This is a genomic window from Stenotrophomonas sp. TWI273 (genome assembly GCF_039674765.1).
GTDB lineage: Bacteria > Pseudomonadota > Gammaproteobacteria > Xanthomonadales > Xanthomonadaceae > Stenotrophomonas.
Map to the genome: position 1 here is coordinate 158,283 of NZ_JBDJOA010000004.1, position 22,207 is coordinate 180,489.

The following is a 22,207-nucleotide window of genomic DNA, read 5'->3' on the forward strand; positions in this document are numbered from 1 at the left end:
CGTTGCCCATGGCCATCCGGTGCGAAGCAATGTGCCGCTCGCATGGTCCCATCGCGCATTGCGCCATGGCCAAGGTGGACTTGTCTTTCGCCTCAAGTCGATGCTATCACCTTCGGCTTCAAGCCAGGCACGAAACAGGTGTTGATCATGTGGGCTGGCGTGGATATAGCGTGCGATGATCTGTTTGGCGCATCGACGCTCAAAAAGGCGGTCCGACTGATCCCTCCACCAGTCTGCCCAAAGCTGGTCAAACGTCCGGCCGCCGCAGCGGCCATCAATTGCATAGAGCGTTCTGCTGTCGTTGACTTCTATCCACAGATACGCGTTTTGATTGACCATTGTCTGCGTCAGGGCGGCCCCCTGCGTGGCAAAGTAGGTGTCGAAACAGCGGGGTTGCATTGGCAGCGAGGGGAACGCTTTTGCAAATGTCGGTGGAAGAAGTGGCATGGAAGATACATAACCGGAATCTTGTTTCGGTCAAGTCTCACGAACGTATATTGACGTCGTGCAACAGCGTCGTTAGCCGGTGTGAAGCAATGAGCTTCGGCAATTTTCTAGCGAAGCACAATGCGGACGCTCGTTGTTGAGTGATGCTGGTTGCTAATAGTTCGCGATACGTTTGGAGTGTCCGCAGCCTACCTGTCGTTAATCGCTTGGTTCAACAGCTCATACCAGCGATTCATCTCCGCTTCGTTGCCGAACTTGATCGTCCAGACAGGCTGGTCGACGTCGCGCACGCTCACCGTCAGCGTGCCTTCGCGCTTAGTGTTGTGCCAATGCTTTTCCCAGGCGCGCACGTCAGCAAGAGCGTATATCTTGGTCTGGTTGCGGGCGCGAAACTTGATCCTGGAGCGCTCAGGAGACAGCGCGACGGCGGTCGAGCGAGAAAAGTAGCTTCGTGCGTAGTCTTGCTCAAAGTTGCTGCGCTCGCTGCGCAGTTTGAAACTGCGGCCCAAACCAACAAGCACAAGCGCGGTGGCGCCGAGGACGAGCAGGAGGAAGAACGTGCCGACGGTCATGGGAATTCCTGATTGGCTCTGGGGTGATAAGCGCTGGCTGCCGTGCGAAGCGCGTCGCGGTCAATTAAAGGGTGCGACTGACCACGCCGATCACCTTCCACGCGCCGCCGACCTCAGCGAAGGTGAAGACACCATTGAAGTCTTCATCAAAGCGGCCATTCATAGCCAAGACGCGGGCCTGGACGGGGCAGTTGTAGCCACCGTTGCCTTTCTCGCACTTGCCGATAGCAAACTTGGTCAAGCGAGCGTCGTCAGACCCGTTTGCCTTCACAAAGACAAGCATCGCGTCCTCCGCCTTGTTTGCAGACGGTCTAGCAGAGCACGCAGTCAGCAGAAAGGCGGTGGCAAGTGAAGCCAGGAGGGTCTTGGGCATGGTCATTCCTTTGAGGTCGGAAAGCGGATGGGTGAGGGCAGGGAGTGCGGACAAAGGTTTAGGCAGGTCCCGGGACTCGGCCGGAGACCGCAAGGGCCGGTATGGACGAGCAGGCTTGAGCGAGCGTCAGGCGATGGAGGAGTGCCGATCCCGAGCAGGCTTGCCAAAAAGGTTACGTCAAACGTATGATGCGTTCAACGTAACTTTGCGTTGGGCGTAACTGACGTTCATCATTCCCTGATGAACGCGCTCGCCCTCTCGATCCAGACCCTTATCGCGACCCGCATGAAGGAGGTCCGCAAAGCGTCTGGCGTCTCTCAGCGGGCCCTGGGGAAGAGCGTGGGGTTAGATGACAAGCGGGCAGGGCCCTACATCAGCCGCTATGAGAGCGGCGTCCATGCGACCGACTGGGAAACGACCTTGAAGATCGCCCAGTCCTTGGGCGTGTCCGTGGCGTATTTAGTTGCCGAAACAGCCGAACTTGCTGAACTCATCAAAGCGGTCCAGGACTATGATCCTGAGGAGCTGCGTGAGCTTGCCGAAGACATTCGATCTTGGCGGAAGTTAAAAGAGGGCAAGGAGTCGGGGCAGCCGACGTAGCGCTAGATGAGATCCGCATCGAATTTGCGCTTCTCGATCCGCGTCGGGGCGCGTTGAGAGGGTAGGCACCCATGTCAGAAGAATCAGCTCCACCGCTCCAAGACGGCGATAATGATCATTCAGCGCACTCCCAGAGCGCAAAGCTTGAGGGAGTAGCCGGCGTGGCTGTTTCCACAGCCGCGCTGGACGGGTTCGAGTGGGAAGCGGCGCTGCCTGATGAATTTGGGTCCGTTCATCGACACAAGGCAATGCAGCGTGCTCGGGAACTTGCCGAAACCCATCAAGCCGATGGGAACGCCGAGAAGGCAGGAGTGTTTCGCCTGCTTGCTGCGGTGATCTCAATGCATCAAACCGGAACCAGCACGCAGCCCTTCACCGCTATGTTCCAAGACGGCACCAAGTGTTCAGCAATGCCGGCGCATTTGGACAAACAGGATGTGCAACTGCTTGGGCTGTTGGCCGAGCGCGCATCGGGCACCTGGCTTCGAGCGAGAATTGCGGATGTGGGCGCGGTAGCGGCTCGGCAGCATGGCCTCCCTAGTTGGGAGATGGGGCGCGTTGCGGCCCATGCTTATCTCGAAGAAGCGCGGAAGTGGATCTCGGGGCATGAACCTATCCGTGCGGTGGACGCAGTCAAATATATGCAGCGTGCGCTGCAACTGAGCTGGACGTATGCCAGGAAAGATCAGGAGTTTCATGACAGGCTTTGGCTTGCCATTGAAGAAGCCTTCGACTGCGCAGCAGAAAAGCGTTCGCTTGGCGTTCTCTTTCCGCTCGGCGAAGAGGTCATCGCGCGTCGCTCTGATCTTGCGGCACGCTATGCGGAGAAGCTTGAAGCCTTAGCGGAACAGTTCAAATGTGAGTCCGACGCCAGCTCCTTGGACTTCGCGTCCCGGTCGTTCTCACATGCAGCCCGCCTATGGCACGCAGCCAAAGATGAACGACGTTCAAGGGCGTGCTACCACAAGGCCGGCGATGCTCTTATTGAGTTGGCGCGTAAGCCCGGTCAGGCAATGGTGCGCGCGGAGTGGATGAGCGAGGGTATTGCGTTGCTGCGCCGACACCGTGGAGATCGTGAGCGGATACGCCAATTGCAAATCGAATTGACCGATGTCCGCCAGTCGATCCAGGAAGAGATGCATGTGCTCAGCCATCCTTTTGATGTAAAGGATCTGGTGGAGCATGTGGAGCGGAAGCTTGATGCCGATACTCTTGAACGCGCGCTTTTGCAGCTCGCTTTCGCCTTCTCCCAATTTAGTTCGGCCGAGGAAGTTCGGTCCGGCGTTTTGGAGTCGAGCCGGAAGTTTGCCTTTCAGCACCTGTTTTCGCGTGTCACCTACAACGCCGACGGAGTGCCAATCGCTCGATCCGCCCCCTTAGACGTCAACGACGCACAAAGCGTTGAGCATCAGATGGTTCACAACGTGTGTGAGTTTCACCACCCCATCCTAGGGAACGTCGCAGTGCTGAGGGCAGTCAATCTGCTCAGGCATCGCTTCGCGCCCTCTCTGAACGAAGTCATGCAAATCGTCGGTGGCTCGCCGTGTGTGCCGGAGGGTCACCGCTGGTCGATCTCGCGCGGAATACTTGCTGGCCTAGAACACGATTGGCATGAGGCAGCAATATTTCTTATTCCCCAGGTCGAGCCATTCATCCGGGCGGCTTTCAAACGCGCGAACGTGAACACGCTTTCCGTGAAGGACCATGGGGAGGAAGAAAAATCACTGAACGAGCTCCTCGATCACCCGGAGGTGTCAAAGGTTCTTTTCCCTGACCTCGTGCTCGAGCTCAAAGCCATCCTTTGCCATAGAGCCGGGCATAATCTCCGAAATCGCTTCGGGCACGGGTTGATCAACGACGAGGATCTTGCGTCGACGGCAACCATCGTGCTGTGGTGGACGATGCTTCGTCTTATTCTGTGGCCCTATCGTCATTTGCTCCTCGAGCGAGATGCCTTTGAGCTGGCTTCGACAGATGCCGGGCCTTCCGAACCGGACTAATCGTTCCACTTTCGGATTGTGGCCACCAATTCTTGCATGCGTTTGGCCCAGTCAAAGCGTGGGGCCATGATGGCTGGTGTGGTGTGCTCGCGAGAGGCGAGGGCAAGCTCAACCTTGTCGATAGTGGACCGATTGAGCTTGGCTTCAACGTAAGAGTCGCCCTTCTTCGTCCTGGATGCGCTTGGAAAGAAGAGCTCGAACTGTGCAGGATCAACGGGATCAGCTTTCATGCCGAGCGCTTTGCCAATCACTAAGCCAGGCAGGTAAGTCTCAATTTCTTTGCCCGCAGTCACCCACATGTATCCATCCGGCAGCTTTGCGATCTCCTCCTGCGCTTTGACCACGCGCGGTTTGAGCGTCGCGCCCTTAGAAGATCGATCGCTATCGCACACCAGAGCGGCGTTGCGATTGAGTCGGATGAGCTGGATAAGCGCCTCGGGGTTGGGCGCGGTCGGATCGACAAAACTTGTGCGAGCCAACAGCGAGCCACCGTAGAAGGCGCAGGCGTAGTCACGGCCTTCCAAGAGGCTGCCTTCGGAGAAGGTCTCAATCCAATGGTTTAGGTAGATAGCATCTGAGGGACCTTCAACCCAGATGATGCCATTGGCCTGCAAGATGTCTGACGCGCGTGCGCCTAGGTCACCGACCACTTGGGAATGATCGAAGTGTGCCGAAATCGTCTGGGTCGATGCAGCGGTCCCATCATGCGAAACCCGCACGAATTGGGCGTGATCCGAACGACTGAACTGGTCCAGGGTTGCACTGGAATGAGTGGTGAGGAAGATGGTGCAGCCGTTCTCGACGGCAAACTCGTCAATGAATTTCAGCAGACGCCGGAGCAGTGATGGATGAAGGTTGTTCTCAAGCTCCTCAAACGCAAATACGTAGTCACTCGCGCTTTTGCTTTCGAGCAAGGGGACGATCAGAAGATTGAGAAGCACCAAGATGACGGTCTTTAAGCCACTGCCGGAACTGCTGAGCGGGATGAGCCCCTTGAGAGCCTCTTCCAAGAAGATCTCCCATTCGCCACTTGCCTGTTCATGCACCGAAATTGCTGAGAAGGAGCCGTCCGGACCGAAGATATGGTTGAGCGCTGCTCGCAGTTCGCTTTGAATGAGGCGCCGCGTCACCATGATGTTGTCCGCCCGGATGAGGTGGTCACGGATGATGTTCGTCGCGCCTTGCCCGTCTGGTCCAAGAGCAAGCTTGGCGGCGGCAGGCTCATTTCGTATGTCGCGATCAGCCAGCATGTGGCGGAAAAATTTGTCGGCAAATGGGCCCCGGAGTCGGCTTACTGCCTTGCTAAGCTCCACCTCTGTCGCGTCGTTAACTTCATGAGGGAGAATTCTGCCCCAGGCATCAGGCCTTTCCTTCGCCCGATGTGACACCTCACTCACGAGCTCGTGGGCGTTCTCGATCCAACTCACTGGTGTGTCGACGAACCGCAGTCCGTGATGCGTCCAGTTGCTTTGGGTGTTTGGAACGCCGAGGGCACCAGAGCGCTGAGAATTGGAAAAAATTCCTTGCAGCGTCCCTTCGTCGAAGGTGCCCGTGAATCGATACGAGGCAGGAAGGCGCGACTTGGTGCGATCCGGCGAGCAAAGACTCTGGACCACTTTCAGCAGCTGCGATTTGCCGGTGTTGTTGCGCCCGATGATGACATTGATCAGCTTGAACTCGTCAAAGCCGCAGAACTCTGTGGTGAAACAGCTCAGACCCTTGATCTTGACCCCGGTGATGGGCATAGCATTCCTTGCAAATTTGGACTGGGACGAAGCGCCGCATGACGGGGCCCTCTCTGTGACCCGCATCTCAGTCTAGCGCGAGAGCAAACGGCGCCAGTGGTAACCACTGTTTAGCCCTATTCATATTTCGTTCACCAAAAGATACGCACAGCGTAAGTTGTTTCGCGATTTGGCGGCGGCAACGAAGACACAATTTAGAGCGTGGAAGACCCCTAAAAATCAAAGTCAAAACCGCACTTATGGTTTCCGCTCCGCGTAAACCGTGCGGCCTGCCTGGGTTTTGGCCGAGCGCTGACGCGCCCGCATTTGACGGGGTCAAATGGCCAGGCAGGCAGACCAATTCGGTCGCCGAGGAAAGTGTGAGCTAGCGCTCGCTTACGTAGTTGCCCGACAGCACTAGACGAAGACAAGTCGCGCCTTTAATTGGGTGCTCCATTCACAGGAGCCCTACTTAAATGGCCATTTATCACGCAACACTGAAATCGTTCTCTCGCGGAAAAGGCGAGTCCTCCGTCGCCGCTGCTGCTTATCGTGCCGGGTTTGATCTTGTTGATACCGCAACAGGTCTTTATCACCGCTACTCGCACCGGCATGGTGTTGCCCATCATCAAATGCTCGCCCCCATTGGAGCGCCAAATTGGTGCTATGACGCTCAGAAGTTTTGGGATGCCAACGAGGCAGCCGAAACACGTGCTAACGCCCGCGTTTGCCGTGAGGTCGAGGTCGCTTTGCCTCACAGCCTCTCAGACGCCCAGCGCAAAGCCCTAGCCCTGGATCTGGGGCAGCTCATGGTCGACCGCTATCAAGTTGCGGTCTTGGTTGCCATTCACGCGCCCTCGAAAGAAGGCGATCAGCGTAATCACCATGTGCACTTGTTGATGTCGGCGCGAAAGGTCGACTCTAGAGGACTCGGCGAGCGCGCCGGTATGGCGTTTGACTCGCGACAGGGCGGCGGTGCCAAGGCCATTCGGGAACTTCGCAAAGCCATTGAAGGCGTCATCAATGCGCACTTGGAGCGCGCTGGCGGCACGGATCGAGTGGACCACCGGACCCTGAGGGCTCAAGCCCGGGAAGCTGCATTAAAGCAAGATTTTGTCCGTGCCAATGAGCTCAGCCGCCCACCAACGAAGCATATGGGCAAGACCCGGACCGCGATGATGCGCCAAGCCAAGAAGATGGGTGTGGATCACGCGCTTACAACAGGGAGCTTTGTGGAGCGGGTCATTAGTCGACGCTTGCAAACCGCCGCGCTAACGCATGGCGTGCCCAAAGGGCACTCCCACCAATCTGCGCTGGCGGATCGTGCGCGCGAGCAGGCGGCGCTACCCCAAGTCACGGCAGGCAAAGGAATTACGGAGGGGAGAACGGGCCCGGTCGGTGGACGCATCATGCCAACAGCCGTGCCGGTAGGGATAACGCGGAGGATTAGTCGTGTCATGCGCTTAGCGCGGGCGACTGGGCAAGACGCTGACGTTCTCAACGCCGAAGCAGAGCTCGTCGAACAATGGTTGGAGAGCCAGCGCCAAGCTGCGCAGGACTCGCTCGACATGCTCCGAAGCGTAGGCGGCATCCAGATCGAGCCACAGTTTCAAAAAGCCTATACCACGCTCATGTGTCGGCGAGTCGATGCGTATGCGACCAGTCAGTTCTTATATGAAGACACTGAGCGCTTGGCGCAAGCGGTGATGAGCTATGCGCACGCTGTCGCCCGACCTCAACATGCGCGCATGGCTTATCTGTCGGCTCGTGCCAAGCTCTCCGAGTATGAGGCCACGCCAAAGTCACGTGAGGCCGCTCGAGCCAAGCAACGCTACTTCCGAGCCAAAGCGCACATTTCCAAGCGGGCATCGGCGCTGCAAGCGGACGCGATCAATCAGGCGCGAGAGCATATGGTGGAAGCGGGCAACCACCTTGAGCAAAGATTTGGCATAAAGGAACCCCGTGCAAGCAGCTCAAGCATAAGCATAGGCGAGGGCGACGCCAGGAATGGCGTTCATTCAAATGGTCAGCTTGATCTTCGCCCACGCCCTGCTAGACCCAAGGCTTAAATGGGGGACGCAGGGCGACGGTCTGCACTCACCATACTGAACACGCTGACTTGTGCTGATTGACTAGCGGCGCTCTACGTTGGGAACCAAGAGCGATCATCGCGCTGCCCATGGGCAGAAGACTCGGTGGGACTAACGTTGCTTGGAGGGTGCCCAGATCGTAGACTTGCTGGACACTCACCAGGACACATTCCTGTCTGGGTTCTGCTGGAAACTCAATGGCTTAGGCGCGGGAACGTTTAGTCCCACTCTCTCCGCCAATCGCGCATAAGTCGCTGACTGCAACAGCTTTTGATCCGGGCCCGACCGCAGGTTACGACGCGAGCGCAGGGCTCACTGGGTTCTGTTTCGGTGGGCCGAATTCACATGATCGCGAGACTTGGCCGCCGGCCAAAGCTCGATACACAATTTGACAACTATCCGCTTGTAGGCGAGAGTTGATAGCGCCACTGCAGGTCAACCTGCCATGGGCAAATCAGCTTGCATTGCCGCTAGGGATGCAGGCGGGAAACTTAATCCTAGCGGTGCCGTTACACGGCAAGGATTACACGTGCGTATTGAAGTTGTAGCAGAGACGCCCGTGACCGGAGTCTGTTCGAGCGTGGCCTACCCCTATGTGTTTTTCTCGCCCTCCGTGTCAGGCGGCGAAGACGAGGGTGATTTTGACGACGAAGATGAAGACTACGAGGACGGAGACGACGAGGACGGAGACGAGCCGCTCGATGAGGTTGACCCCGAAGACCTGGAGGGTTGGGAGCACAATATCCTCCGTTGGAACGAAGGCTAGTTAAGTCGTTCTCAATAAGTTGTTTCTAAGCCCCGCCAGTGTGCGGGGCTTTTTCGTTTAAGCCCGCTATCTCGATCCGGATCGACCCTGGCTCCAAGTCGGCAGCGTGCGGGCACCTATCATCGTCACAATTGTCGAGGCCGTCATGCAGCTCACTGCCATCTTCAGCCTGGCCGAGCTGACGGTCACCGGCTGGAAAATGCCGAACGTCCCCAACGAAGCGGAGGTTGCCAGTCTCTCGTTGCTGGCGAAGATGATTTTACAGCTTCTCCGTAATTTGCTCGGACGCCACGTGCTAATGAACTCCGCATTCTGATCGTGCTGCCCGCTGCACGGTCCACTGTCTAGCGCGGAAGATCGTGGCGCTTGGGCCTCCCTTTGATCAGGCGATAGAGCAGTTCAGTAGCTGGGTACATGTGTCCTACGGGTCACGCCATCGCCGGCAGCAGCTGACACCAGTGAAGCGTTTCGGGAAGACTGTCTACGTGCAGTGGATCCACTGAACGATCCCCCGAGCGCCCCAAGGCAATCATCGCCATGTTCACAGCGGCAGTGGTGGACCCTGCTATCTGCGTAAGCGAGGGAGCCTAACATCCATCACCGGAACAGCTTGGCACCCTTACAGTGAGCAGCTTGAAGCTGTCTGCATCTCGTGGCACCTCCTCAGGCGAAACCATGGTGCGCGACTGACCTCTGTGTGCGTGAAGCATGATCAGCCGCAGCCGCAGCCGCAGCCGCAGCCGCAGTGGCCGCCCTCGGTCTCCGGGTGCCCCACGCTCAAGTCGGCCCAAGCGCCGATGGCGCAGCGGCGATGAGCCGCGAACCGCGAGGCGATTGTTCGAAAGAGGTGCTGGCGGCGCTCCTACAAAGAGGCCAACCCACGCCCCCGCCGAGTCGCGCCAGGCGAGTACCCCATAACACGCTTGTAAGCCCGACTGAAAGCCGCCTGCGACGCGTACCCAAGACGCTCTGCCACCACCTCGATGGAGAGGTTCTGCTGGCTCAGCCATTGACTGGCCAATTGCATACGCAGCTCAGTCACATATCGCAGCGGCGCGGTTCCGATGACCGTCTGGAACCGTTCCGCGAAGACAGACCGTGAGATGTTGGATTCCGCAGCCAGTGCTTCGACCGTCCAGTCACGCCCAGGGTCTTTGTGCAGGGCAAGCAACGACAGCGATAGACGAGGGTCGCGCATCGCCATGACCAGGCCGGAGGCGCCGTTGCAACCACGCTCGACCCAGTCACGGACAATCATGGCGGCCACTGCATCCGCCAGCCGCGCGAGTATGCCTGCATAGCCAATGCGTCCGGAACACACCTCGCGCTTCATCGCGTCGACCATCGGCAACAGCCCAGGGAACTGCGTGGCGTTGCCATCGCACAACATCACCGCCGGCATTACCTTGCTCAACCCTTGCATGCCGCCCAGATCGAACACCATGCAGCCGTGGAAGAGCACGGCGCTGGGCACGGCATGTGTGCTCGGGCACGTGTCTATCCCGCTCACTGCGTCGCCCAACGGGGCTGCGTCGATCGTTTCCAGGCACTGGACAGGATGGTCCTCGCCCGACAGCAACGCGTGTTCGTCTCCGCGGGGAAGAAGCACGACATCTCCGGCGGATAGACGGTGTTGGCTGCCGTCTGCGCCACGAAGAATCGCCGTGCCCACTGCCAGGTAATGGAAGTAGGCATGGCCTGGCTTCGGGGGAAATCCGAGCCCGAAGGTCGGCCCGGTCTGAATGCGCCGGTATTGAACGCCATGCAGCCGCATGCCGGTCAGCAGTTCGCTGATCAGGTCGGTGGGCTGGAGTGGCGTGTGGCTCATGGAGACGGTCCGGGGTTTCGATCAAAAATACAGGTCGGACAATCATAGATCATCCTGATCGGGCTCCCTAGACTCTCGGCTGCACGAATGCACTGGGATCTGTGATGAGCAATAACGTAGTTGATGTCGCGAACACGCCTGATTCTGTGGACAGGGGAAGCGGGGAGCCTTCTTCATCGGCATGGGTGGCGGTGTTTTCGCTGGCCATGGGGGTCTTCGGGCTGCTCACGGCGGAATATCTGCCTGCCAGCCTGTTGACCCCGATGGCGGCGGATCTGGGGGTGTCGGAGGCGCTGGCCGGGCAAGCGGTGACGGTCACTGCGGTTGTGGCCTTGTTCGCTGGGCTGCTGGTGCCGCGGCTGACCCGCTCGATAGATAGGCGCCTGGTGCTGTTGAGTTTCACGGCCCTGATGATTCTCTCCAACGCCTTGGTGGCGTTGTCGTCCAGCATGGGCGTGCTGCTGGTGATGCGCGTCCTTCTGGGCATCGCGCTGGGCGGTTTCTGGAGCATGGCAGCGGCCGTGGCCATGCGGTTGGTGCCGCCCCAGCGCGTGCCTCGCGCGCTCTCGATCATCTTCAGCGGGATTGCGGTCGGCACGGTGGTGTCGGTTCCGTTGGGGAGCTACCTCGGCGGGCTGCTGGGTTGGCGCAGCGCCTTCTGGGCGGCGACGGCGGTGGGTGGACTCACGTTTGCGTTCCAGTGGTTCACGCTGCCCCGGATGGCCCCGCGCCAGGCGGCAGTCCCGCAGTCGGTGGTGGCGCTCCTGCGCCGCCCAGGCGTTGCGGTCGGCATGCTGGGCTGCGTCCTGGCGCACACCGGTCAGTACTCGCTCTTTACTTACATCCGCCCAACGTTGGAGAGCCTGGGGCAGATGAGCGCCGATGGCCTGGCGCTGATCCTGCTCGGGTTCGGTGTGGCGAATTTCGTTGGCACTCTCTTGGCCGGTTGGCTCATGGAGCGCAGTCTGAAAGTCACGCTGGTGCTCATGCCTGCCTTGGTTGGCGTAGCCGCGCTGGGCATGCTCCTGTTGCCGGTGGGCGTCGGTGGGCTGTCGATCCTGGTAGCACTGTGGGGTCTGGCCTTCGGCGGCGTGCCGGTTGCCTGGTCGAGCTGGGTCGCCCGTGCGGTACCCGATCAGGCTGAGAGTGCCGGCGGGATGGTGGTCGCTGCAGTGCAGTCCTCCATCGCCGCGGGCGCCGCCTTGGGCGGCCTGGTGTTCGGACTGGGAGGCATCGTCGCAGTCCTTACTGTTGCCGCGACGGTGATGCTCCTCGCCAGCCTGCTCATTGCGTTCCGGGTCAGGGTGAGCTCGTCGGCGTTGTCGGCAGGTCCGGCGTTTCATATCTAGGCGACCACACCAGGAATGCACGTCGGGAGTGAAGGACTGTCGATGTAGTCGGCGTCCTGTCTCCGCTTCCGCTAAAGTGCTCGGCCTTGTTTTAACTGGCGCTCGCTCCCGAGCGTGCACTTGAAGGACGTTGTTGTTGATGGTGGTGAAAGGTCTGGTGGTGGTGTTTTTGGTTTCTGCGTCGTTTTCTGGTGTGGCAGCAGAGCTGGTTGGCCGCGCGACGGTCACGGACGGGGACACCCTCACCGTGGCCAAGCAGCGCATCCGCCTGTGGGGCATCGATGCGCCGGAAAGCGCCCAGCAATGCACCACCAACGACGGACGTGCTTGGCCCTGTGGCCGACGGTCCGCTGCTGCGCTGGACGGCTATGTGCTGGACAAGACGGTTCGTTGCCAGCCCAAGGACACGGACCGCTACGGTCGGGTGGTGGCGGAGTGCTTTGTACAGGGGCAGTCGGTCAATCAGCGGATGGTGCGCGCCGGTTGGGCGGTCGCGTATCGCCAATACGCGACGGCATTCATCGCAGACGAAGCCGACGCGCGCCAGCACCAGCGGAACCTCTGGCAGGGGACGTTCCAGATGCCAGCTGACTATCGTCGCAGCAAACGTGAGCAGACGGCACGACAAGCCCCGGTGGCCGCGCAGCCGGCGCCGGGCGGATGCCGCATCAAGGGCAACATCTCCCGCGAAGGCAGGAAGATCTACCACGTGCCCGGCCAGCGGGACTACGCGCGCACGAGCATCGACCTGAGCCACGGCGAGCGCATGTTCTGCAGCGCGTCGGATGCACTGCGAGCGGGGTGGCAGCCGGCGAAGCGCTGAGCGTCTCAAACCCTCCCATACAGGCGGCGACGCAGCGCGCCCGCCGCTGCCGCGATAGCCATCGCCGGCAAGGCCAGGACCAGGGCATATACCAGCCCGGCCAGCAGCAACGGTCCAACGCCGGACATCACGGCCACCACCGGCACCTGCAGCGCCATGAGCAACAGTCCCCATAGCCACGCCTTCCGGGGGAAACAGGCGCCTAGCACTGCAGCGATGCCCAGTGCGATGGGATAGATGACGGTCCAGAACGCAGGCGCGTCCCAAGGCTCACCGCCGGGCGTCCGCCAGGCTACCAGCACCCAGAACACCACGCCGACCTTCAGCGTGACAGCACTGGCTGCAAGAAGATTTCCCGTCATCCGCATCGTTGCTCTCCTGCACGAACATCCAGCATGCCATTGTTCGACGGGCGAGCGCGTCTACTTCATTGCCTCAAGCGGCACCAGCGACGCCCACACCAGCAGCAGGGCCAGCCACAGCCAGCGCCAGCGACCCATGCCGTGCCACGCCGCGCGCCAGGGGCCGGGCAGCTTTTCATGACTCATGTCTGCCGCCTTTTGGCTGCTGATCGCAGCGAATCCACTGTGCGAAGTCCGTAGAGATACACGCCGGTGAAGCACAGGCCGGTCAACAGCGTGCCGGCCAGCAACCACAGCAGTCGGATGGACCAACCGCCGAAGCTGCCGAAGTGCAGGGGGTCAGCCATTTCGGCGATGCGCTGGTGGATCCCCAGCGCACGGCCGTCATGCATGCCGATCACGTGCCCGGTGCGCAGGTCCACGGCGATATTGTTCGCCCGTTCCCGCACCAGCCAGGCGTCGGCCTCCCCCATGAACAGGATGCTCCCGCCATCGCGTGCGGGGATGGCGCCGAGGATGTCGAGGCGGGGCCATTGCTGGCGGACGGTCTGCACAGCGGCGTCGACGGCGGCCGGGTCGACCGCGGCAGCGCGGTCATCGCCCTTGGCCAGCCGCATGGTCGGCGCGGCCGGTGCATCGCCGCCGAGGGATTCGATCAGATACCACGCCCCGGTCAGCCCGATCAGCAGCAGAAACCAGAGCGACCACACCCCGGCCAAGCGATGGACATCGCCCCACAGGCGGCGCGGTCGTGAGGGATCGGGTCGCTTGAAGAAACCGCGCCACCATTTCTTGTAGATGTAGAGGCTGCTCAACAGCGACAGCAGCAACGGGATGGACAGCGCCGCCACCAGTGGCACGCCCCAGGCCACCGGCAGCATCAGGTGGCGGTGGGTGTTGCGCAGCAGCCGTTGGGTATTGAACCAACCGGTGTCGCCGGTCACCTGCGCCGTGTAGGGGTTGATCCAGACAAAGCGCCGTTTGCCATCGGGCAGGCGCATCTGCGCGCGCGCCGCGAACAGGCGCGTGTGGCCGGCGGAGATGCCTTCCAGCTCCCAGTCCGGATGTGCCGCCTGCGCGGCATGGATGACCGGCCCCCAGCCGGCGTGCTCACCACCATCGGCCACGCGCATGGGGGCGTGCAGCAGCCAGTCGATCTCCTGCGAGAACACCGCCAGCGTGCCGGTGAGGCAGACAAAGCCCATGAACAGGCAGAGCTTGAGGCCCAGCCAGCTGTGCAGGTCGAACCACAGTCGGCGCCCACTCCCGCTGCGCGCAGGGCGGTTGGGGTGCGCTGGCGTAGGCTGGCGCATGGGCAGGCTCAGAAGACGTACGCCGATTGCACGTATACGCGGCGTGGCTCACCCGGGAAGTGGCCGGTGCGCTCGGTGAAGCCACTGGCGGCATAGACCTTGTCGAACAGGTTTTTGACGTTGGCCTGGAACTGCCACTGCTGCCACTGCGTCTTCCAGCTCATGTCGAACACGGTGTACGGCTTTACCCGTTGGCCATCCAGGCTGACGCGCTCATCCACGTAATCCGCGCCGAAGCCGATGGCGGAGTTGATCGCCGGCAGATCGTAGCGCGTCCACAGGCCGAGCTTGTTCTGCGGCGCATTGGCGAAGCGATCACCCGAAGCATTGGTGATGCCGTTGCTGCCGGCATCCTTCACCCGCGCATCGTTGTAGGCGTAGGTCAGGTTGAGCACCCAGCGGTCGGTGACATCGGCCAGCAGATCCAGCTCCATGCCCGTACTGCGCACCAGGCCCAGGGCGGCCAGCTGGTTGACGCCGTCCACGATCTCGCCGGTGGCCTGCACGATATTGCTGCGGTCGATCCGGTACGCGGCCAGGTTCAGGGTGACGCGCTCGGCCAGCAGGGATTTCAACCCGACTTCCCATTGTTTGCTGCGCTCTGCATCGAACGGGCCGCCCGCTTCGGCGCTCTGGTTGGCCGCGCTCTGGGGCATGAAGCCGCTGGCGATGTTGGCGTAGACATTGACGCCTTCCCGCACGGTGTACGTGCTGCCCAGCCGCCAGCTGATGTCGTTGCCATCCACGGCGGTGCCGGCAATGCGGTCATCGTCCTTGAAGCCATCCCAACGCAGTCCGGCCAGCACATGCCAGCGCGGGGTCAGCGTCAGTTCGTCCTGCAGGTAGCCGCCATAGCGCTTGCTGCGCGTGCCCGTGCTGCGCCAGGGCAGGGCGGCCAGGGTGTAGTCGCGCCACGAACTTGCGCCATACACCGGGTTGAACAGGTCGATGCCCGGCACTGGGCCGGCACCCCGCGCCAGGTCCGCGCTGTTGGCCGTCTGCGCGGTGAAGTCGGCATCCTGCTGGTACACATCGGCGCCAAACAGCACCTTGTGCTCGATGCGGCCGGTGCTGACACGCCACACTGCGTTGGCGTTGGCGGTGAAGGCATCGTTGTCGCGGATCTGGTTGCGCAGCTGGCGGGTCATCCATTCAGGCACGCCGTCGCGGTTGCGGTCGATCAGCCCCATCGGCTCGTGGTAGATCTGGTGCTCGTTGTTCTCGAACCAGCGCGCACCCACATCCACGTCCAGGTTGGTGCTGGGCGAGAAGCGGTACTGCGCCAGCGCCACCTTGGCGCGCATGTCGAGGAAGTCGGTGGCTTCGTTGTGGTTCCAGCGCCGGTCGGTGAGAAAGCTGCCGTTGTCGTCCACCGGCACGCCGCGCAGGCGGTTGCCGCCCAGGTTCTGGGTGATGTCGGTGAACTGCAGGGTCAACTCGCCGGTGTCGCCCACGTCGAAGGCCAGCGACGCATCACCGATCACGCTTTCGCTGTCCGCGTTCCAGCGCACACCCTGTTCGGTGTCGCCATACAGCCCGGCGCGGTAACGCACGCTGCCCGCGGTGTTCAGCGGCCCGGTGGCCTCGATCGATGCCGCCCGGAAATCCTTGTTGCCGGCCTGCAGTTCGATACGGCGCTCGGGTGTGGCTTTGGGCTTGCGCGTCACGTAGTTGATGACGCCGCCAGCGTCACCGCCGCCGTAGAGGGCGCCGGCCGGTCCCTTCAGGACCTCCACGCGCTCGATGTTGAACAGCTGCGGGACCGAAAAACCGGCATAGGGGTCGCCGCGCAGGCCGTCATACAGCACGTTTTCCTGGCGGAAGCCGCGCAGGGTCACGCCGGCGTAGCTGAAGAAGCTGATGCCGCTGATGCTGCGATACAGGTCGGTGATCTGGCGGGCCGCCTGGTCTTCGATCAGCTCACGCGGCACCACCTGGATGGACTGCGGCACCAGCGCCAGCGGCGTATCCGTCCGCGTGCCCACCGCGGCGTCGTCGACCCGGTAGAGGGTCTGGGCGCGACCGAGCACCTGCACGGCGTCCAGCTGGCGCACATCGGGCGAGGAGGGGGAGGAGGGCGGGGCCGCATGGGCCGACGCGCAGGCCAAGGTCAGGGCCAGGCCCAGGGCAGAGAGACGAAGCGATGGGCGGGTCATCGGGCGCGGGGAGGGGGTAGGTGCGAATGAGAAATATTAACATGTAGGGAGGTGTAGGGACGGTTGCTCGTCACCGCCGCTGATCCTGCGGCAGCCTACCTGACCTGCTTGCCGTACATCTCCGACAGCATCGCCTTGTACGCGTCCAACGGCTGCAACCCAACCGCCCTCCGCCGTGCATCCAAGGTTGTCAGATCCTCAGTAGGCCGAAGCTCCATGACCCCATGCCCGGCGTCCGCGAACTGGGTCCCGTAGCGCTGCGGCTTCCCCTGCGCCAGCAACACCCGATCGGTCAGCAGTGCCATGTCCGCAGGGTCGGCATCACCCGCCTCGCTGGCCTTCTGCATCAACGCCAACGCGTGCGCCTGGAACGCAGGGTCATGGTCGGCATGCTGCACGATCAGCCACGCCGCCTTGGCGCCATCGCGGCCGACGCGCGCCATGCCGGGCCAGCCCTTCTCGGCGATCACGGCTTTCAGCCAAGTTGCATTGGCTTCGCTCACCGGAGTTGTTTGCCGCCATGCATCGCCGCCGCCTGCCGCGATGGCGGCATGTTGCGCCGCCTGATCCTTCGCCTCGCGTGCGAGCAACGCCTGCCGCAGTGGCGCATCGCGCAGCGCATCGTGTTTTTTCTCTTCGGCCATCACCCGCTTCAGCACCGCCGGCCACGCGGGATCGGCACGCAGCGCATCCAGGCCGGGGCGTTCTTTCATGCGCAGATCGTCCAGCGGCAGGCGACCGCTGGCGAGCAGCGCATCGATGTACGCGAAAGCCGCTGCATGATCGCCCGCGGCCGCCGTGCACTCGACCAGCAACAGTTCGCCGCCCTCGGGGAACGGGATACCTTGCCGGTGCAGGTCACTCAAGGTGCTGCTGCACGCGGCATAGTCGTTGTTTCCATACTGGTCCAGCGCCGTGAAGAAGCTGGGCGGCTCAGCTGCGACGGTGGTCGCTGCAAGGATGGCGAAGGTGAGCGTCGCCGCGCGGGTCGCAGGGTAAGAGCGTATCGACCTTGAACGCATCGCAGTTCTTCCATGAAGGGCGTACAGGAAACGTAGCCGCTACCTGACAGAGAATTCAAGCCCTCGTCCCGCCGCTTGGGTCATGCGTCCGGTTGCATGAGGTCTGGTTCACGCGAGCCAAAGCGGTTCGATCCCGGCGTAGGGGGAAGCAGCATCAACGGGAAGAACACGAACACGCCCAACGGCACGAGGACGAGGAGCGCCAGCCAACCAGACTCGTCGATATCGTGAAGCCGCCGGATCGTGACGGCGATCAGGGGAATCACGAGCACAGGGGCCAGCAGCGCCGCCAGCACCATGCCCGTGATGACCCATCCGGCACTGTAGGTCCACATCATCATGGCGTAGCAACCGCCAAGCACGCCGAAGGCAAGCAGCGCGAACGCCCAGAATTCCCTGCGGCTGGCGCGGCCGGAGAACGTGCTGTAGCGCCTCATCGGGAGAAGTGCCAGTGCGATGCCGCGGGTTACGCCCGGCCAGCGGAGAGGTGTCGTGGAAAAGATCGATGTCATGCGGGCTTCATCCAAATGGCCTGTTGGCGACACGGCATTGCGCAGATACGTGCTGTCGCTTGCCTTCGGCACGGGTTGTGCGACGCCCGAGGCGGTGCTTGTTCGGTTGTATAGCATGGCGAATTCCAGTGCCTGCTGAACTGCCCTGCGGCGATAGAGGCACCTCGGTGTCCGGCTCGATAGCGCGCTGTGATGCAGGGGCTCACACGCTGTACGCGCGGCGTTGATCCCGCCTCACGCACTCTGGCGCATTCGTCACTCTGCGAGCTCGCAGGACAGCGCCATGGCCGATCTGCGTCCTGATCGTTTTGATGTGATCATCATCGGCGGCAGCTACGCCGGCATGTCCGCAGCGCTGCAGCTGGTCCGCGCCAGGCGCAAGGTGTTGATCATCGACGGGGGAAAGCCGCGCAACCGGAATGCGCGCGTCGCCCATGGGTTCCTCGGCAGGGAAGGCCTGCCGCCGGCAGACATCGCCTCCCAGGCCCGCGACGAGCTGCTGCGCTATCCCACCCTGAGGTGGCTCACCGGTACTGCGGTGTCGGCGCAGGCGATCGATGACGGCGGAAGGTTCCAGGTCACGGTCGAAGACCGCCAGACACTCGTGGCGGATCGAGTGATCCTGGCCCACGGGGTGACCGACGACCTGCCCGACATCGACGGCATCGGCGAACGCTGGGGCCGGAGCGTTTTTCATTGCCCGTACTGCCACGGCTACGAGGTGTTCGAAGGGCGCATCGGGGTGATTGGCTGTGCGAAGGATGGCGGCGCGGCCCAGGCCCTGTTGCTCTGCGACTGGGGTCGGATCACGCTGTTTTGCAGCCAGGCATCCGCCAGGATCGATGCGGAGCAGCATGCACGGCTGGAGGCGTGCGGCGTCGTGATCGAGTCGGCCCAGGTGCAGCGCGTGGAGGACACCGCCACCGTGGTGCTCGCCGATGGGCGGCGGGTGGAGGTGGATGCGCTGTTCATCTCGCCGCACTCGCGGCTGTCTACGGATCTCGCCGAGCAGTTGGGCTGCGAATTGAAGGATGGCGGCTGCATCACCACCGATTCGGCCAAACAGACCACGGTGCCGGGCGTGTTTGCCTGCGGCGATGCGGCCCGGATGGCGGGCAGCATCGCGTTGGCAGTGGGCGAGGGCGCGCTGGCAGGTGTGGCGGTGCACCACTCGCTGATGGGGCTGCTGGAGTGACGCAGTCTTAATGTAACTAAGTGTGTTACATTAAGGTTCGCTGCAACCAAGGTGGTCCGGATGTCCTTCTCTGATCCTGATGCCGTCGCCCAGTACGCCGACAACCTGGTCCGTCAGGTGCCCGGCGTCCACGCGCTGCACCAGATGACCCACGTCCTGCTGGCCGAACACGTGCCACCGCAGGGGCGCGTATTGGTCCTGGGGGCGGGCGGTGGCATGGAGCTGAAGGCATTCGCGGAAGCGAGTCCCAGCTGGCGCTTCACCGGCGTGGATCCGTCCGCCGAGATGCTTGGATTGGCGAAGCGCGTCTTGGGAGTCGAACTGTCTGCCCGCGTGGAGATGATCGAAGGCTATATCGACAGCACGCCGGATACCGCGTTCGATGGTGCCACCTGCTTGCTGACGCTGCATTTCCTGTCAGCGGAAGACCGTCTCGAGACGCTGTGCGCACTAAGGCGTCGCCTCAAGCCAGGTGCACCGTTGATCATCGCGCACCACAGCGTGCCGAGCGGACCGTTGGAGAAACACAGGTGCTTCCAGCGCTGGGCTGCGTTCGTAGCGGCGCGCGGTCTGGCGGGAGAGACGGCAGCTGCACGTGCCGATAGCATCGCCAACCGGCTGCCCACGTTGTCGCCGGAGCAAGAGGTCGCGATGCTGGAGGAGGCGGGATTCGAGCGGCCGGATCTGTTCTATGCCGCGCTGTCATTCAGAGGTTGGGTGGCGTACGCCGGCGATGCACACGGCTAACCTCCCACTGCTCTCTGCCCGAGGTGGGTCAGAGAGCGGTGGGGTCAAGACTCAGCGGCGAGCGTCGTCGCGCGCCTTGCCCACGTCGCTTTGGACTTCGCCAACACCCTTCTGGATCTTGCCTTCCACTTCTTTCGTCTTGTCGCCGGTGACCTTGCCCACGACTTCCTTTACGGTGCCCTTGACCTGGTTCTTGGCGCCTTCAGTGCGATTCTTGTCCATGGTTGACTCCACGATTGGTTAGAGAGAGGGCCCGTGTTGCTGGGCATCTCCACCCTGACGGCAGAGCGGTGGCGCGAAGGTGAAATTCGCCGCGGGGGCGGAATCCATTCAAGCGCCGGAAAGGTTGATGCTCACGTGCGCTGCACGTCACTCCTCCGCATCGCGTTCATCCCATCCATCGCCATCCCATGGCTGCGGTTCGGTGCTGGCTACGGTGGTATCCGGATCGACAGGCTCCAACAGGGTGTAATCGTCACGCGAAGGATCACGAAACGCGCGGCTGACCGGATAGGCTTCCAACGCCGGGGTGGAGGCGTGGGTACGCAATGCCGCAGGCGTCTGGAAGGCGCCAATCAACCAGTCCAGGGCGGTGGCCGGCGCGATGAAGATCGGCCCGTCCGGTGTGAGTGGGGAGGGGATCGCGCTGTTGGGGCCGGTCAATACGGTGAAGCTGTCCAGCTGCTGGCCGTCGTCGCTTTCCCAGTGCTCCCACAAGCCCGCTGCGAGCAGGGCGCGGCCATCCTTGCGCTGCACGAACAGAGGCCAGGGGGGGCGGCGCTCGCGATCCCATTTGTAGTAGCCGGTCATGGGCAGCACGCACGGGCGCTGCGCCCAGGCCTGCGCGTAGATGCGGCTGCGTGGCGCGCGGTCAAGCCGTGCGGTCACCGTGGTATACGGCGTGGCCGGCTCCTTGGACCAACGCGGCACCAAGCCCCACACCATGTCGGCCACGGCGATGGAGCCGTCATGGTCGCGCGCGAGCACCGTGGCCACGCCCCCCTTGGCGATGTTGTAGTGGTCCGGCGCGGCCGCCAGCGTCCGCGCCAGCGCAGCAGGAAGGCCAGCGGGAAGTGACTCGCTATCAGCGATGGCTTGTGCGAAACGGCGCATGGCAGGTGAGCATCCAACGGCATCCGTGACGGTGTCGTGCGCACCGCCTGCGATGTTCCACCCGTTGCACAGGCGTCACGGGTCGGGATGGGGTTCCCCCAACGCTGCCCGCCGCGCCTGGAACACTTCCGGCGTCTGCGGCTTCACGAACAGCGCGACCAGCTCGGGGTACTCGGCTTTCACCGTCTTTTCAATCCGCGTGATGCAGGCCTCGATCTGCGGGGTGGTGCGATCGTCCTCGAACTCCGCACTCAGCATCGCGACCACCTGGTCCGGGCCCATCTGCATCGTGGTCACGCCATTGGCGCGGCGCAGGTCCGCATCGTGGGTGGCGACGGCAAGAATGCGTTTGGCGACGCTCGGGTGCGCGGGCTCACCGACCAGCAGGCCCTTGGTCTCGCGGGCAAGCAGGAAGGCGGTGACCGCCAGCACGCCGGCGATGCACAGCGACGCCACGCCATCCAGGATCGGCATGTCCAGCAACTGCGCGGCAAGCAGGCCGACCAGCGCAAAAGCCAGGCCGAGCAGGGCGGCGCTGTCTTCCAGCAGCACGGTGAAGGTGGAGGGATCCTTGCTGCGGCGGAACGCCTCGAAGTAACCCATCGCCCCCTTGGTGGCGCGGAACTCGCGCAGCGCGATCCACCATGAGGTGCCTTCGAAGACAAAGGAGATGCCCAGCACCACGTAACTGATCAGGTGGTTGGTGGCCGGCTCGGGGTGGCGGATGTGCTGGATGCCTTCATAGGCCGATACACCGGCACCGGCTGCGAACACCAGCAGCGCCACGATGAAACTCCAGAAGTACAGCTCGCGCCCGTAGCCGAAGGGATGGAGCGTATCCGGCTTCTGCTCGGCACGGCGCAGGCCGTACAACAGCAGCAGCTCGTTGATGGTGTCCACCAGCGAGTGGACGCCCTCGCTGAGCATCGCCGAGCTGCCGGAGATGCCGGCGGCGACAAACTTGGCGATGGCGATGGCCAGGTTGCCGGCAAGGGCGGCATAGATGACGAGACGGGAGCCGGTTGGCTTGGCCATGGCAGTCGTGGGGTGGGGAGGGTGCGCGCATCATCGCCAACGGTGCGTCCCGGGCGCGTGCACATCCCGCCAAACGCTGGCACCGGCTCCCGGCCTTGACATGGATTTGCCCCGCTTGGCTTACATTGCTTTCCGCCTTCCGGCTGGCCCCCGCTGCCTGCCGTTCCCCCAGCTCCTGCA

22 protein-coding genes are annotated in these 22,207 nt (G+C 62.4%); 9 read left to right on the top strand and 13 right to left on the bottom strand.

Features of this window, described 5'->3' with window-relative positions:
• Positions 1-635 precede the first annotated feature (635 nt).
• Complete coding sequence (locus ABE571_RS07155; RefSeq protein WP_346493454.1) at positions 636-1,019, bottom strand: hypothetical protein; 384 nt, start codon at positions 1,017-1,019, stop codon at positions 636-638.
• Positions 1,020-1,083: 64 nt separating this feature from the next.
• Positions 1,084-1,392 carry a hypothetical protein gene (locus ABE571_RS07160; RefSeq protein ID WP_346493455.1) on the bottom strand — a complete coding sequence of 103 codons (309 nt, stop codon included), beginning with the start codon at positions 1,390-1,392 and terminating at the stop codon, positions 1,084-1,086.
• 240 nt (positions 1,393-1,632) lie between these two features.
• Between ABE571_RS07160 and ABE571_RS07165 the strand changes: the two genes are divergently transcribed.
• Positions 1,633-1,992: a helix-turn-helix transcriptional regulator gene (locus ABE571_RS07165; RefSeq protein WP_346493456.1), complete on the top strand. Its 360-nt coding sequence runs from the start codon at positions 1,633-1,635 to the stop codon at positions 1,990-1,992.
• 161 nt (positions 1,993-2,153) lie between these two features.
• Positions 2,154-3,992 carry a DUF4209 domain-containing protein gene (locus tag ABE571_RS07170; RefSeq protein WP_346493457.1) on the top strand — a complete coding sequence of 613 codons (1,839 nt, stop codon included), beginning with the start codon at positions 2,154-2,156 and terminating at the stop codon, positions 3,990-3,992.
• On the opposite strand, the gene ABE571_RS07175 is transcribed toward ABE571_RS07170, so the two are convergent.
• Complete coding sequence (locus tag ABE571_RS07175) at positions 3,989-5,737, bottom strand: ATP-binding protein (protein WP_346493458.1); 1,749 nt, start codon at positions 5,735-5,737, stop codon at positions 3,989-3,991. The genes ABE571_RS07170 and ABE571_RS07175 overlap by 4 nt on opposite strands.
• A 455-nt stretch (positions 5,738-6,192) precedes the next feature.
• On the opposite strand from ABE571_RS07175, the gene ABE571_RS07180 reads away from it, so the two are divergent.
• The 3 genes from ABE571_RS07180 to ABE571_RS07190 all read left to right on the top strand — a co-directional run bounded on the left by ABE571_RS07180 (position 6,193) and on the right by ABE571_RS07190 (position 8,888).
• Complete coding sequence (locus tag ABE571_RS07180) at positions 6,193-7,785, top strand: MobA/MobL family protein (RefSeq protein ID WP_346493459.1); 1,593 nt, start codon at positions 6,193-6,195, stop codon at positions 7,783-7,785.
• A gap of 550 nt (positions 7,786-8,335) precedes the next feature.
• Positions 8,336-8,572: a hypothetical protein gene (locus ABE571_RS07185; protein WP_346493460.1), complete on the top strand. Its 237-nt coding sequence runs from the start codon at positions 8,336-8,338 to the stop codon at positions 8,570-8,572.
• A gap of 145 nt (positions 8,573-8,717) precedes the next feature.
• Positions 8,718-8,888 carry a hypothetical protein gene (locus ABE571_RS07190; RefSeq protein WP_346493461.1) on the top strand — a complete coding sequence of 57 codons (171 nt, stop codon included), beginning with the start codon at positions 8,718-8,720 and terminating at the stop codon, positions 8,886-8,888.
• 546 nt (positions 8,889-9,434) lie between these two features.
• Here ABE571_RS07190 and ABE571_RS07195 read toward each other — a convergent pair.
• Positions 9,435-10,400 carry an AraC family transcriptional regulator gene (locus ABE571_RS07195; RefSeq protein WP_346493462.1) on the bottom strand — a complete coding sequence of 322 codons (966 nt, stop codon included), beginning with the start codon at positions 10,398-10,400 and terminating at the stop codon, positions 9,435-9,437.
• Between the two features lie 104 nt (positions 10,401-10,504).
• On the opposite strand from ABE571_RS07195, the gene ABE571_RS07200 reads away from it, so the two are divergent.
• Both ABE571_RS07200 and ABE571_RS07205 read left to right on the top strand, forming a co-directional pair.
• Positions 10,505-11,749, top strand: coding sequence for an MFS transporter (locus ABE571_RS07200; RefSeq protein WP_346493463.1), 1,245 nt, complete (start codon positions 10,505-10,507; stop codon positions 11,747-11,749).
• A gap of 139 nt (positions 11,750-11,888) precedes the next feature.
• A complete protein-coding gene (locus tag ABE571_RS07205) occupies positions 11,889-12,572 on the top strand; it encodes a thermonuclease family protein (protein ID WP_346493464.1) in 684 nt (227 codons plus the stop codon).
• Between the two features lie 5 nt (positions 12,573-12,577).
• On the opposite strand, the gene ABE571_RS07210 is transcribed toward ABE571_RS07205, so the two are convergent.
• From ABE571_RS07210 to ABE571_RS07235, 6 genes are all read right to left on the bottom strand, one after another.
• Complete coding sequence (locus ABE571_RS07210; RefSeq protein WP_346493465.1) at positions 12,578-12,940, bottom strand: hypothetical protein; 363 nt, start codon at positions 12,938-12,940, stop codon at positions 12,578-12,580.
• A gap of 54 nt (positions 12,941-12,994) precedes the next feature.
• Complete coding sequence (locus ABE571_RS07215; RefSeq protein WP_256774474.1) at positions 12,995-13,120, bottom strand: hypothetical protein; 126 nt, start codon at positions 13,118-13,120, stop codon at positions 12,995-12,997.
• Complete coding sequence (locus tag ABE571_RS07220; protein WP_346493466.1) at positions 13,117-14,247, bottom strand: PepSY-associated TM helix domain-containing protein; 1,131 nt, start codon at positions 14,245-14,247, stop codon at positions 13,117-13,119. The genes ABE571_RS07215 and ABE571_RS07220 overlap by 4 nt, the downstream gene beginning before the upstream one ends.
• A gap of 8 nt (positions 14,248-14,255) precedes the next feature.
• Positions 14,256-16,403, bottom strand: coding sequence for a TonB-dependent siderophore receptor (locus tag ABE571_RS07225; protein ID WP_346493467.1), 2,148 nt, complete (start codon positions 16,401-16,403; stop codon positions 14,256-14,258).
• 95 nt (positions 16,404-16,498) lie between these two features.
• Positions 16,499-17,425: a DUF6624 domain-containing protein gene (locus ABE571_RS07230; protein ID WP_313212506.1), complete on the bottom strand. Its 927-nt coding sequence runs from the start codon at positions 17,423-17,425 to the stop codon at positions 16,499-16,501.
• 80 nt (positions 17,426-17,505) lie between these two features.
• Complete coding sequence (locus ABE571_RS07235; RefSeq protein ID WP_346465934.1) at positions 17,506-18,054, bottom strand: DUF805 domain-containing protein; 549 nt, start codon at positions 18,052-18,054, stop codon at positions 17,506-17,508.
• Positions 18,055-18,220: 166 nt separating this feature from the next.
• On the opposite strand from ABE571_RS07235, the gene ABE571_RS07240 reads away from it, so the two are divergent.
• Positions 18,221-19,132 carry an NAD(P)/FAD-dependent oxidoreductase gene (locus ABE571_RS07240; RefSeq protein WP_346493468.1) on the top strand — a complete coding sequence of 304 codons (912 nt, stop codon included), beginning with the start codon at positions 18,221-18,223 and terminating at the stop codon, positions 19,130-19,132.
• Between the two features lie 60 nt (positions 19,133-19,192).
• The gene (locus ABE571_RS07245; protein WP_346482484.1) at positions 19,193-19,879 is read left to right on the top strand and encodes a class I SAM-dependent methyltransferase; all 687 of its coding nucleotides are present in this window, start codon (positions 19,193-19,195) and stop codon (positions 19,877-19,879) included.
• A gap of 51 nt (positions 19,880-19,930) precedes the next feature.
• Here ABE571_RS07245 and ABE571_RS07250 read toward each other — a convergent pair whose 3' ends face one another.
• The 3 genes from ABE571_RS07250 to ABE571_RS07260 form a co-directional block, all read right to left on the bottom strand.
• Complete coding sequence (locus ABE571_RS07250) at positions 19,931-20,101, bottom strand: CsbD family protein (RefSeq protein WP_019184192.1); 171 nt, start codon at positions 20,099-20,101, stop codon at positions 19,931-19,933.
• A 147-nt stretch (positions 20,102-20,248) separates the two neighbouring features.
• Positions 20,249-20,992: an SOS response-associated peptidase family protein gene (locus ABE571_RS07255; RefSeq protein ID WP_346493469.1), complete on the bottom strand. Its 744-nt coding sequence runs from the start codon at positions 20,990-20,992 to the stop codon at positions 20,249-20,251.
• A gap of 75 nt (positions 20,993-21,067) precedes the next feature.
• The gene (locus tag ABE571_RS07260) at positions 21,068-22,027 is read right to left on the bottom strand and encodes a cation diffusion facilitator family transporter (RefSeq protein ID WP_346493470.1); all 960 of its coding nucleotides are present in this window, start codon (positions 22,025-22,027) and stop codon (positions 21,068-21,070) included.
• Positions 22,028-22,207 lie beyond the last annotated feature (180 nt).

Excerpts from the sequence above, each read along its gene's own strand:
- ABE571_RS07155 (WP_346493454.1), bottom strand. The coding sequence starts at position 1,019 with ATGACCGTCGGCACGTTCTTCCTCCTGCTCGTCCTCGGCGCCACCGCG.
- ABE571_RS07165 (WP_346493456.1), top strand. The coding sequence starts at position 1,633 with ATGAACGCGCTCGCCCTCTCGATCCAGACCCTTATCGCGACCCGCATG.
- ABE571_RS07250 (WP_019184192.1), bottom strand. The coding sequence starts at position 20,101 with ATGGACAAGAATCGCACTGAAGGCGCCAAGAACCAGGTCAAGGGCACC.
- ABE571_RS07175 (WP_346493458.1), bottom strand. The coding sequence starts at position 5,737 with ATGCCCATCACCGGGGTCAAGATCAAGGGTCTGAGCTGTTTCACCACA.
- ABE571_RS07195 (WP_346493462.1), bottom strand. The coding sequence starts at position 10,400 with ATGAGCCACACGCCACTCCAGCCCACCGACCTGATCAGCGAACTGCTG.
- ABE571_RS07205 (WP_346493464.1), top strand. The coding sequence starts at position 11,889 with ATGGTGGTGAAAGGTCTGGTGGTGGTGTTTTTGGTTTCTGCGTCGTTT.
- ABE571_RS07160 (WP_346493455.1), bottom strand. The coding sequence starts at position 1,392 with ATGCCCAAGACCCTCCTGGCTTCACTTGCCACCGCCTTTCTGCTGACT.
- ABE571_RS07235 (WP_346465934.1), bottom strand. The coding sequence starts at position 18,054 with ATGCTATACAACCGAACAAGCACCGCCTCGGGCGTCGCACAACCCGTG.
- ABE571_RS07210 (WP_346493465.1), bottom strand. The coding sequence starts at position 12,940 with ATGCGGATGACGGGAAATCTTCTTGCAGCCAGTGCTGTCACGCTGAAG.
- ABE571_RS07260 (WP_346493470.1), bottom strand. The coding sequence starts at position 22,027 with ATGGCCAAGCCAACCGGCTCCCGTCTCGTCATCTATGCCGCCCTTGCC.
- ABE571_RS07255 (WP_346493469.1), bottom strand. The coding sequence starts at position 20,992 with ATGCGCCGTTTCGCACAAGCCATCGCTGATAGCGAGTCACTTCCCGCT.
- ABE571_RS07240 (WP_346493468.1), top strand. The coding sequence starts at position 18,221 with ATGGCCGATCTGCGTCCTGATCGTTTTGATGTGATCATCATCGGCGGC.
- ABE571_RS07245 (WP_346482484.1), top strand. The coding sequence starts at position 19,193 with ATGTCCTTCTCTGATCCTGATGCCGTCGCCCAGTACGCCGACAACCTG.
- ABE571_RS07190 (WP_346493461.1), top strand. The coding sequence starts at position 8,718 with ATGCAGCTCACTGCCATCTTCAGCCTGGCCGAGCTGACGGTCACCGGC.
- ABE571_RS07225 (WP_346493467.1), bottom strand. The coding sequence starts at position 16,403 with ATGACCCGCCCATCGCTTCGTCTCTCTGCCCTGGGCCTGGCCCTGACC.
- ABE571_RS07230 (WP_313212506.1), bottom strand. The coding sequence starts at position 17,425 with ATGCGTTCAAGGTCGATACGCTCTTACCCTGCGACCCGCGCGGCGACG.
- ABE571_RS07200 (WP_346493463.1), top strand. The coding sequence starts at position 10,505 with ATGAGCAATAACGTAGTTGATGTCGCGAACACGCCTGATTCTGTGGAC.
- ABE571_RS07180 (WP_346493459.1), top strand. The coding sequence starts at position 6,193 with ATGGCCATTTATCACGCAACACTGAAATCGTTCTCTCGCGGAAAAGGC.
- ABE571_RS07220 (WP_346493466.1), bottom strand. The coding sequence starts at position 14,247 with ATGCGCCAGCCTACGCCAGCGCACCCCAACCGCCCTGCGCGCAGCGGG.
- ABE571_RS07215 (WP_256774474.1), bottom strand. The coding sequence starts at position 13,120 with ATGAGTCATGAAAAGCTGCCCGGCCCCTGGCGCGCGGCGTGGCACGGC.